This is a genomic window from Actinosynnema sp. NPDC020468 (assembly GCF_040642015.1).
In the GTDB taxonomy this organism is placed as follows: domain Bacteria; phylum Actinomycetota; class Actinomycetes; order Mycobacteriales; family Pseudonocardiaceae; genus Actinosynnema.
In genome coordinates this window covers 1-10,681 of sequence record NZ_JBFAEO010000092.1, presented here as the reverse complement: position 1 = coordinate 10,681, position 10,681 = coordinate 1, and the positions used below count along the sequence as shown (strand labels likewise).

Annotated in this window: 5 protein-coding genes; 1 reads left to right on the top strand and 4 read right to left on the bottom strand. The window is 74.4% G+C overall.

Annotated features, from left to right (window positions below; translation table 11 throughout):
* Window positions 1-70: 70 nt before the first annotated feature.
* The 4 genes from AB0G50_RS35350 to AB0G50_RS35335 all read right to left on the bottom strand — a co-directional run bounded on the left by AB0G50_RS35350 (window position 71) and on the right by AB0G50_RS35335 (window position 9,589).
* On the bottom strand, window positions 71-976 hold the full coding sequence (locus tag AB0G50_RS35350) for a DUF4082 domain-containing protein (protein ID WP_360118286.1): 906 nt from the start codon (window positions 974-976) through the stop codon (window positions 71-73).
* Window positions 977-1,518: 542 nt separating this feature from the next.
* Window positions 1,519-2,607 (bottom strand): VanZ family protein, encoded by a 1,089-nt coding sequence (locus tag AB0G50_RS35345; RefSeq protein WP_360118283.1) that lies wholly within the window; start codon window positions 2,605-2,607, stop codon window positions 1,519-1,521.
* 73 nt (window positions 2,608-2,680) lie between these two features.
* Window positions 2,681-8,551 carry a DUF3320 domain-containing protein gene (locus AB0G50_RS35340; protein WP_360118280.1) on the bottom strand — a complete coding sequence of 1,957 codons (5,871 nt, stop codon included), beginning with the start codon at window positions 8,549-8,551 and terminating at the stop codon, window positions 2,681-2,683.
* A gap of 168 nt (window positions 8,552-8,719) precedes the next feature.
* Complete coding sequence (locus AB0G50_RS35335; RefSeq protein ID WP_360118289.1) at window positions 8,720-9,589, bottom strand: LLM class F420-dependent oxidoreductase; 870 nt, start codon at window positions 9,587-9,589, stop codon at window positions 8,720-8,722.
* 522 nt (window positions 9,590-10,111) lie between these two features.
* Here AB0G50_RS35335 and AB0G50_RS35330 point away from each other — a divergent pair.
* Window positions 10,112-10,588 carry a molybdopterin-binding protein gene (locus AB0G50_RS35330; protein WP_360118277.1) on the top strand — a complete coding sequence of 159 codons (477 nt, stop codon included), beginning with the start codon at window positions 10,112-10,114 and terminating at the stop codon, window positions 10,586-10,588.
* Window positions 10,589-10,681 lie beyond the last annotated feature (93 nt).

Sequence of the window (10,681 nt, the reverse complement as noted above, 5' to 3'; positions counted from 1 at the left end):
GTCGACCCGGGGATCACCCGGCAGGGCGAACCCGCGCACCGACCCGTCCGGGAACTCCACCGCCGACGGCTCACCCGGCGGAGGTGACGAACTCGGGCGACACCCAGTAGTGGCTGTCGTGCCACGTCTCGGTCGGGAAGCCGCCGGTGGTGCTGTAGACGCCCGCGTGGGCGGGCAGCACCAGCGGCGCCTGGATCACCGTCGCCGGGAACACGTCCTCGGTGACCCGGTAGTGGCCGATCCGGCTGGTGAAGGACGCCACGTAGTCCTGGCCCGGCACCACGTCGACCGGGGTCGCGAGCGGGTTGCCGTACTCCGAGGTGATGGTCTGGTCGGCCAACAGGGTGCCGTCGCCGCGCCACAACCGCACCCGGCTCGCGTTCCGGCCCTGCCACGAGGTCCCGATGGCGCCGACCCGCAGCGGCCGGTCGACCCGGAACCTCAGCCCCAGTTCCAGCGGGAAGCTCTCGGAGGTCTCGTACGCGGCGTTCGGGGTGTAGAAGCCGCACGAGTAGCAGCGGACCCACGCCGGTGCGGGCGGGTTCACGCCGACGTACAGCGTCGTGGGCGCGGACACGGCGCCGTACTCGGTGTCGGTGTTGACCCGGCTCACGATCGTGTAGACGCCCGCCTCCTCCGGGGTGAAGGCGTAGGACCACAGCGCCTGGATGATGCCGGTCTCGCCGCCGTACCAGGTGGTGCCGGTCTTGTACCCGTCGCTCCAGGTGGCGCCGCCGTCCACCGAGACCTGGTACTCCGTCAGCGTCGTGTAGGAGTAGCCGACGTAGCCGCCGCCCATGACGAGCACGGGTTCGCCGACCTCGACCCGGCCGTTGGTCGTCGGGGTGTCGATGTGGGACTGCGGCACCGGGTCCGCGGCGTACGCGGTTCCCGAGGCCGGCAGCAGGACGGCGAGCACGGCGGCCAGGACCGCGCGGACGCGCGGGACCGGGATCTTCCCGGGTGACCAGGACATGCGGTTCTCCTCGTGGGTCGAACGACGCGGAGGTACTCCCCCGGCCGTGTGATCGCACGAGGTGACCGTCTCGCTACACAGCGGTGCCAACGGTCCAACGGACGGCACGCGGACAGCCCAACCCGTTGCGGCCGAAGGGTTTCCGGGGCGTGCCGGTGAACGCGGAGCGCGAGCGCGGCGACCGGCCGCCGGGTCGACGGCCGCCCGACCGGTCTCAGTGCGCGAGGTAGGGCGTGATCCCGTAACCGCTGTCGTCCCACGACTCGGTGGGGAACCCGCAGCCGTAGCGGTGGACGCCTGGGTGGGCGGGCAGGATCAGCGGGTTCTGCGCCAGGGTCGCCGGGGACCCACCTCCAGCGGCGTGCCCTCGACCACCTCCTCCGGGATGACGCTCGCCCCGGCGGGGTGGACGGTCTGTCGGGTGCCATGCGGTTCTCCGCGTGGTCGAGCGGACCGGGGCCGTGTGACCGCACGAGGTGATCATCCCGCTGCACACCGATACCCCTTGGGCGTACCGCCGTCGGCCGGGGGCAGGAGTGCGGCTAGGACGTTTTCGGGCTGTAGCGCGGAACGCGGAGCGGAGCGGGGTCGAGGACGGCGCGGGTGTCGGCGGCGTGGTCGTGCCAGCCGCGCTGGTCGCGGCGGAACACCGGGACCACGAACGCGCCGAGCACCACGAGGGCGGCGACGAACAGGTCGACGCCGAACTCCCACCAGGTGTCGAACAGCGGCGAGACGAGCACCGCGAACCCGAACAGGCCGGTGACGCCGAGCAGTTCGCGCAGCGCGATCCGGGCCGGGTCGGCGCGGGTGCCGTCGGTGCGGCGGGTGCGGTAGCGGACGAGCCAGCTGCCCGGGGTCCAGCCGCCGGTCGCGGCCGGCGCCACGATCCGGACCAGGGCCAGGACGGCGAGCGACCACCTCGGGTCGTCGGGCAGCAGCAGCCGGGCGGCGAGGAGCACCGGGAGCAGGTCGACCACGAGGGCGAGGACGCGGCGGGGCACGCTCACCGTGCCGGGCGGCGCGACCGAGGCGTCCTCGTCGGGCAGCGCCGGCACCACGAGCGCGACCGGAGCGACCATCCAGCCGACGAGCGCGCCCGCCGTGTTGGAGATCAGGTCGTCGACGTCGGCGATCCGGTACGGGCACGGGTAGACGCCGAGGTTGCCGGTGTACTGCACGACCTCGACCGCGAGCGACAACCCGAGGCCGATCGCGACCACCGCGAGCGGGCCCTTGCCGTAGGCCTTGCGCAGCACCACGCCCAGCGGGACGAACAGCGCGAGGTTGAACGCCTGCTGGAGGAACGCGCTGGACGTCGCGACCGCCTGGATGCCCGAACGGCCGTAGTACGCCATGTTGTTGCGCATGTCGGTGACCCACTGGAACGGGGTCGTGGACAGCATCGTCTCGCCCCGGCACAGGTCCGCGCGGTCGGGGAACGGCAGGAAGATCAGCGCGAGCGCGACCAGCCCGTAGGCCAGCAGGCCGTAGAGCACCAGCGCGCGCCGGGGCTCGACCCGCCCGAAGCGCCAGTAGTGCAGCGCCACGAGCGGAACCAGGACCAGCGCGCCGATCCCGACGAACGCGAGGAACCCCGTGCGCACGGAGTCCAGGTACGAGCCCAGCATGGCCACCGCTCCCGAGGTGTCGAGTCGAGGGCCAGGTATCCACCGGGCCGCCGGTTCAAACCCCGATTCGCGATCACCGGGCGAAGACCACCTCACCGTCCTGCCGCAGCCGCCCCTCGGCGAGCCCGAGCGCGAGCGCCGCCTCGAACCGCGCGGTGCTCGCGGCCGTGCGCCGACGCACGCCGAACACACCCAGCCCGGCCCGGTGCAGGTCGACCACCCGCCGGCCGCCCGCTTCCCGGGCCGCCGCGACCAGCGCGTTGAGCACCTCGCGCACGGCGATCTGGTCGACGGACCGCTCCACCCCGTCCGGCGTCGGCCGGAAGCCCTGCCACGTCGAGGGATCCAGGGTCGCCGGCCACACGAACCCCTCGGCGTCGCGCGGCAGGTCGGGCACGCAGTCGAGGATCGCGACCCGGCGCGCGTCGCCGACCCGGGACAACCCGAACGCGCCCGCGACCACCTTCACCAGCCGGTCGGGGTGGGTCGGCCCTTCGACGGCCACGACCTCGGCGACCACGTCGGCCACCTGGCGCGCGGCGTTGTCGGCGGGCAGCCGGCGCAGCACGGACGCACTCCCCCGCGCCTCACCGACCCACGGCGTGAACGCGCCGGACGTGGTGGAGGTGGTGGGTGCGGTCGAGGAGGCGGGCTCGGCGGGGGCGGCAGGTGCGGCGGAACTCCTTGAGGTGCGGCGGGAAGCGGCCTTCCGTGCGGTCGGCAGCTCCACCGTCTCGGACTCGGTGGTCGCGAGTTCGGCGGTGTCCGGCTCGACGGTCTCGATCACGGCGGTGTCGATCACGGCGGTGTCGAGGGCGGCCGCGTCGAGGACCGGCGTGTCGAGGACCAGGGTGTCGGCCGCCGGCGGTGCGGGTGCGTTCGGTGGTTCGACGGGCTCGGGCGCGTCGGCGGTCGTGAGGTCGGCCGGCGTGGGGTGGGGCTCGGCCGGCGGTGCGGGCGGGAGTGGGGGCAGTGGTTCGGGGGTGGGTGCCGGGCGGAGGGTGTGGGTTGTGTCCACCAGCGACTTGATCACGCGGTCGCGGTCGGCGAGCCAGTCCGGGAGCCAGACGCGTTCGACGGCAGGCCAGCCCTGGGTGGTGCCGAGCACCTGGAGGGGCAGGCCGTCGCGGTCGGCGGCGGTCAGGCGGGAGGCCCAGGTCGGGCCGTCGAGCAGGACGGCGGTGAGGAGCGTGTCGGGCGCGCTCGGCAGGGACAGCGCCAGGTCCACCGTGAAATCGGAGAGGCCCACCGCCGTGCGCACCACCACACCGTGGGCGCGCAACGCTTCCGCGACCTCCTCGCGGTGCCGGTCGACGGTCGGGCGGCGGGTCGGGCGGGGTAGCGCGCGGGTGCCGTGCGCGGCCAGTTCCAGGTACGTGCGCAGGTGCTTCACCCCCACCGACGACGTCTCCTCGGCGCGCAGGTCCGCCGGGTCGAAGCTGGAGAACACCACGACCTGGCGGCGCGCGCGGGTGATCGCGACGTTGAGCCGGCGTTCGCCGCCCGCCTGGTTGAGCGGGCCGAAGTTCAGCGGCAGCACCCCGCGGTCGTCGACCGAGAACGCCGTGGAGAACAGGATCACGTCGCGCTCGTCGCCCTGCACGTTCTCCAGGTTCTTCACGAACAGCCCGTCCGGGTCCTCCAGCGCCTCCAGGATCCGGGGGTCCTCGGTCTCCCACAGCAGTTCCTCGACCAGCGTCCGCTGCTGCCGGTTGAACGTCACCACGCCCAGCGACGGCACGCCCGCGTCGAACCGCCGCCGCACCTCGGCCACCACGGCCGCCGCCTCGACGGGGTTGGTGCGCAGCCCCGGACCCGAGCGGTGGAAGCGGCCGTCGACGCGGACGAACGAGATCGCGCCGCCGGATCGGGGCGCGGGGAACGAGGACAGGCCGCCCTCGTAGTAGTGGTGGTTGCTGAACGCGATCAGCGACTCGTCGCGGCTGCGGTAGTGCCACGTCAGCCGCCGCCTGCCCACCCGGGCCTGGACGCACTCGGTGAGGATCGACTCCTCGTCGTCGCCCTCCTCGTCCTCGTCGGAGAAGGCGCTCTCCGCGAACGACGTCGGCGGCATCTGCTTGCTGTCGCCCACGACCACGACCGACCGCGCCCGACCCATCGCGCCGACCGCGTCGGCCACCCGCACCTGGGACGCTTCGTCGAACACCACGATGTCGAACAGCCCGGCGGTGGCCGGGAAGAACCGGGCCACCGAGTCCGGGCTCACCAGCACGCACGGCAGCGCCTCGGTGATCAGGTCGCCGTACCGGGTCATCAGCTCGCGCACGCGCAAGCCGCCGCGCTGCCGACCGACCTGCCGGGACAGCTCGCCGACCCGACCGCCCGCGACCCTCGGGTCGAACGAGCGGGCCGCCAGCACCTGCTGCGGCAACGCGGTCAGCAGGTGCTCCCGCACCGCGCCGGTGGCGTCCAGGTACCGGGAGATGGCGCGTTCGTGCCGCGCGGCGTCGAACGCGTCGAGCCCGGTGGCCGACCGCCGCTCGGCCACCGACGACACGGCGAGCCCGAGCTCGAACGAGCGCACCGCGTCGTCCACGTCGACCGCGCCGTCGAGCACCAGCCGCCGCACGTCGTCCAACCCGGTGCCGCGCAACGGTTCCACGTGCGCGAGCAGGGCGGCGAAGTGCCGGCGCGAGTCCGACCCGCGCCCTTCCACGGTGTCCCACCACCGGCGCAGGACACCCCGCTCGCCCGCCCACTCGGTCAGCCGGGTGCCGGGCGTGCCCGCCAGGTCGGCCAACGCCGTCGCGGCCTCGGCCAGGTCGGCCGGGGTGACGCCGGCGAGCACCACCTCGCGCAACCCGGCGGCGAGCGGCCTGCTCGGCTCGAGCGCGGCCGCCCACGCGCGGACCAGCCCGACCCGCCGTTCCACGGCCTGGGGCCCGGTGAACGGGTTCCAGTCGCGCGGCGCGGTCAAGCCCGGCACCGCGGCGATCCGGGCGGCCAGCCGGTCGACGTCCTCGCGCAGCGCGACGAGCGCCGCCGTCACCTCGGGCACCCGCCTGGGTTTGACCTCGGCCTCCGGGCGCAGCACGGCGGCCAGCCGGTCGCGCACCGCGGTGAGCCGGGAGCGCCTGCCGAAGAACCCGGAGGACGCCGCCGCCAGCGCGGCCGTGTGCAGCTCGCCGACCGGGAGGTCCAGCGCGGCCGGGGTGACCGGGCCGAGCGCGGGGTGCGCGGCCCGGACGAAGTCCGCGACCTCGTCCAGCACCGCGCGCGCCGCCTGGTCCCAGCGCGGCGTGCGGACCTCGTCCAGCACGGTCAGCGGCAACCCGGAGGCGCGCAGGTCCGCCGCCAGCCTCAGGTCGTCCGGCCCGTGCACGGCCGCCAGGAACGCGGGCACGCCGCCCAGCCGCGACACGGCCTTCTCCAGCCGCCGCACGTCGACGTCCAGCGGTCGGTCGAGGAAACCCCACGGGTGGTCCGGCCGGGGCCGGGCCGGGTGGGCGAGGTCCGGCAGTTCGGCGAACAGCCGGCGCAGCGCGGGCAGTGACTCCTCGGCCACCGGCGGCACGGGCAGCGCGCGCACCTCGGGGTCGATCGCCAACTCCGCGTCCCGCGCCGAGTACAGCGACAACCCGGCCGCGTTGCGCTCGTGCAGCGAGTAGGCGTACCGGGTCAGCGTGCGCCTGGCCGCCCGCAGGTCGTCCAGCGACGCGGCCAGACCCGGCCGGTCGCTCGCGGCGGTGTGCTCCAGCGCCCGCTTGACGCGCGCCTTGACCTCGACCGGGCTGCTGCCCTTGTCGTGCAGGTCGAGGCACAGCGGGCCCATGCCGATCGCGTCGAGCCGGCGGCGCACCACGTCCAGCGCGGCGCGCTTCTCGGCGACGAACAGCACCCGCCTGCCCTCCGCGACGGCGTGCGCGAGCAGGTTGGTGATGGTTTGCGACTTGCCGGTGCCGGGCGGGCCCTCCAGCACGAACGTGCGACCGGCGACGGCCTCGGCGACGGCGGTGAGCTGGGAGCCGTCGGCGGGCACCGGGCACCGCTCGGCCAACTCCTCCAGGTCCGGCACCAGCGGCACGGCCACCGGGTCGACGAACGCCTCCGCGGGCGCGTGCACGAGGTGGCGCACCAGCGGGTTCTCCGCGAACGTCGCCCAGTTCTCGTCCAGGTCCTTCCACAGCCGGAACTTCGCGAACTGGAGCACGGCCAGCTCGGCGGTCGGCTCGACCCGGTAGGGCAGGCCGCGCTCGGCGACGGCGGCGCGGGTCGCCCGGAACACCTCGTTCAGGTCGACGCCCGCGCCGTCGGAGGTCGGCTCGGCCAGCTCCGGGACGTCCAGGCCGTGCACCTGGCGCAGCTTCTCGACCAGGCAGTAGTTCGGGGTGGACGTGCCGGCCGCGTCGAGCGCGAGCCGGTACCCGCCGCCGCGCGCGGCCGGGCTGAGCACCACCGGCACCAGCACCAGCGGCGAGCGCAGCGCGCGGCCCTCGAGCTCCCACACCAGCGAGCCGAGCGCGAGGTACAGGTTGTTCGCGCCCGTCTCCTCCACGATCGTGCGCGCCTTGTGCGCCAGCCCGCGCAGCCGGCCCGGGTACCCGCCGGCGGTGACGTCCGCGTACACCGCGCGCCGGGTGTCCAGCAGGTCGGCGAGTTGGGCGGCGGGCAGGTCGCGGCCGGCCTTCACGCCGCGCTCGCGGTCGAGGGCGGTGAGGTCGTCCGACGGCCGCAGGGTGACCGAAACCCCTTGGTGCAGCACGTCTTCCAGCTTGGCCAGGTGCGCCTCCGGCACCGCGAGCGCCAACCCGGACCGCTCGGTGGAGTTGATCAGCCGGTTGCGCAGGCTCAGGTCCAGCAGCGCGTTCTTCCACCGGGTGACCCTGGCGGGCGCGGCCGGGCGGGTGGTGGGCGCGTCGGGCGTCGGCGCGGCCTCGACCGCCGGCCGCGCGACCGGCGGGGTGTAGACGGTGAACCGCACGGTGCCGTCGGCGGTCACCGAGCGGGCGGGCAGCGGCAGCACCCGGTCGCGCCGGGCCTGGTGCACGTCGGTGACGCCGACGACGTCGTCCAGCGGGCCCGCCAGGTGGTCGCGGTAGGGCGCGCGGCGGGCCTCGGCGAACGTGCCGCCGGTGACCAGGCTGCTCTCCAGCAGCGCCAACTGGCCGAGGTCGACCCGGTTGACCAGGTCGACCACGTCGGTGTGCGCGGCGCCGCCGGGCGAGGTCTCCTCGCGCCAGTAGCCCAGGAACACGTGACCGCGCACGACCCACAGCTGCGGCCGGATGCCGACGTGCTCCAGCGCGGCCGCCAGCAGCACCGCGGCGTCCAGACCGGTGGCCACGTGCCCGTCGAGCACCTCGCCGGGCGTGCGCACCAGTTGGCCCGCCTCGGCCCGGCCGGCCGCCTCGACGTACCGGATCCCGTGCTCCCGCGCGGCTTCGAACACCGCCTTGACGATCTCGTCCACCCGGTCGGGGCCCGCCTGGTAGCCCTGCATCGCGGCGCTGCCGGTGCCGGTGGCCAGCACCTCGGCCGCGTCCGCGACCAGCGCGGCGACCGCCGGGTCGTTCGGCAGCACGTGCGCCGCCAGCATCTCCAGGCCCAGCGACACCGGTTCGGCCGACCACTGGCGCGCGGCGAGGACGCGGACCCGGGTGGTGTGCTCGGCGACCACCTCGCCCGCCACCGCGAGCCGCACCACGACCGAGCCCGGCCGCTCCTCCTCCACGGCGAGCATCGCGGCCGGGTCGAGCCGCACGGGCACGTCGGTCAGGACGACCGGCTCACCGGCGACGAGGTCGAGCCCGACGGACCACGGTGTGCTCAGCGGCCCGGCCTCGTCCGCGACCAGCACGGTCAACTCGGCGCCCCGCGCGTCCGGCCCGCCGGCCACCACGACCCGCCCGATCACCCGGACGTCGTTGTGCGCCATGGCATGGCTGACGACAGGCACCGCCTCGACGTCGACCGTCCACTCCACCGCTCGCTCCCCTCGCCACCGCTCCGCCACGGGGCGGCCGGACACCACAGTGCCGGCTGGGTACGACAGTTCCGGAGGCGGGCACGGTGGGACCGGTCACAGTGGACGTCGGGACGCGGGGCGCGGCGGCGGAAAGTGAGCAGCCCTAACAGGAACGCGGTGTCGCGGTCACACCTCGGCGAGCCGCCCGCGCAGGCCCTCGACCAGCCGGGAGACCCACCCGGCCGGGTCGTCGGTGCGGGCGCTGAGCCACACCTGCCCGACGCCGAGCCCGGCGTAGGCCTCCATCTCGGCGAGGAACACGTCCGGCTCGCCGACCGCGTCGCCGTTCCACAGGATGGTCTTCTCGATCTCCGCCGGGTCGCGACCCTCGGCCGCGCAGTGCCCGTTCAGCACCTCGATCTTGCGGCCGACCTCCTCGACGCCGGCGCTGAACAGGTTGCACGCGTCGCCGTACTTCGCGACCAGCCGCAGCGTCTTCTTCTCACCCATGCCGCCGATGAGCACGCGCGGGTGGGGCCTGCCGATCGGCTGCGGCACGTTGCGCGTTTCGGCCAACCGGTAGTGCTTGCCCTCGAACGGGCCGTCGTCGTCGCTCCACATCTGCCGGCAGATCAGCAGCGCCTCCTCCAGCCGCTCGAACCGCTCGGCCACCGGCGGGTAGGGCACGCCGAGGCCGTGGTGCTCGCGCTCGTACCAGGCCGCGCCGAGGCCGAGCAGCGCGCGCCCGCCGGAGAGCACGTCCAGCGTGGTGACGATCTTGGCCAGCAGCCCGGGGTGCCGGTAGGTGACGCCGCTGACCAGCGTGCCGAGGGTGATCCGCTCGGTGAGCGCGGCGACGTAGCCCAGCGCGGTGTACCCCTCCAGCATGGGCTCGGCCGGGCCGCCCATGGGCTCCATCTGGAAGTAGTGGTCCATCACGGTGAAGGTGGCGCACCCGCCGGCCTCGGCGGCCCGCGCCGTGTCGCCGAGCGCGCGGGCCAGGGTGTCCGGTGAACCGGGGAGGCTGAAGTTCGGGAAGTGGACGGCGAGTTTCACGAAGTCCTCCTGGAGCGACGGCGCGCACGGCCGGGCGCGCGCTCCCACTATCGCCGACGCGGGCACGGACCGCTCCCCCGGGATGCCGGAGCAGGTCCAGGTCCGCCACACCGTCCCAAGTGGACGGTCCACTCGGCGGGTTCCGCGCGCCCGGGCCGTGCTGCCGGGCCGGCGGCCCCGACGGGGAGGTGACCGCACAGGAGGCTCCGGACGATCGCGCCGACCGCCGCGCTGTGCACGGCGACGTCTTCGAGTTCCTCGAGCCCGCCGGTTCGGCGCGGTGCGAGGGGCTCGGGGTCGACCGGCCCGGGGTGGTGCGCGACAACGCGACGCGGTGGTTCGCGGGTGCCGATCTCCTCGACGCACCGGGTGGACGACCCGAGGTGGGGCGACACCAGGGCGGAGGTCGACCGAGGTATGCGCACCTGCGGATATTCATACCGTGGTTGAGCCGCAGATACGGCGGTGAATCGCTCTACTGGTGGCTTCTGCGGAACCGGGCGACCGGCCTACCGTGTACCCGTGGACGCGAATCCCCGCACGCTCGGCGTCGAGGTGCCGGCACAGCGGCCGGCGTTGAAAGCCGACGAACTGCTGGTCACCGGCGACATCGGCGGCGACTGGGTGATCGCGACACCCGACCTGCACGCCCACGCGCGGGACCCGGTCGACGTGCGGTACGTGACCAACCGGTGCGACGAGGTCCACCATGTCCAGGGCGTGCCGCTCGCCGACCTGCTCGGCCGGCTGGACCTGCGGGTGGAGCCCGGGCACAAGATGGACCGGCTGAACTTCGTGGTGCTCGCCCACTCCGAGGACGGCTACCGGGTGGTGCTGTCGCTGGCCGAGGTGGACCCGGAGTTCGGCGGGTGCTCGGCGATCCTCGCGACCCGGTACAACGGGCGACTGCTGACCCGACCGACACTGGTCACCCCGCGCGACGCCCGGTCGAGCCGGTACGTGCGCGGGGTGTGTCTGTTGCGGGTGACCCGGGTTTAGCGGGTGCCGAAGTTCTGGGTCCAGTAGGCGCGGCCCTTGGTGTCGGTGGTGTAGGCGACACCGAGGTCCTTGTAGCCGCAGTTGAGCAGGTTG

Excerpts from the sequence above, each read along its gene's own strand:
- AB0G50_RS35350 (WP_360118286.1), bottom strand. The coding sequence starts at position 976 with ATGTCCTGGTCACCCGGGAAGATCCCGGTCCCGCGCGTCCGCGCGGTC.
- AB0G50_RS35345 (WP_360118283.1), bottom strand. The coding sequence starts at position 2,607 with ATGCTGGGCTCGTACCTGGACTCCGTGCGCACGGGGTTCCTCGCGTTC.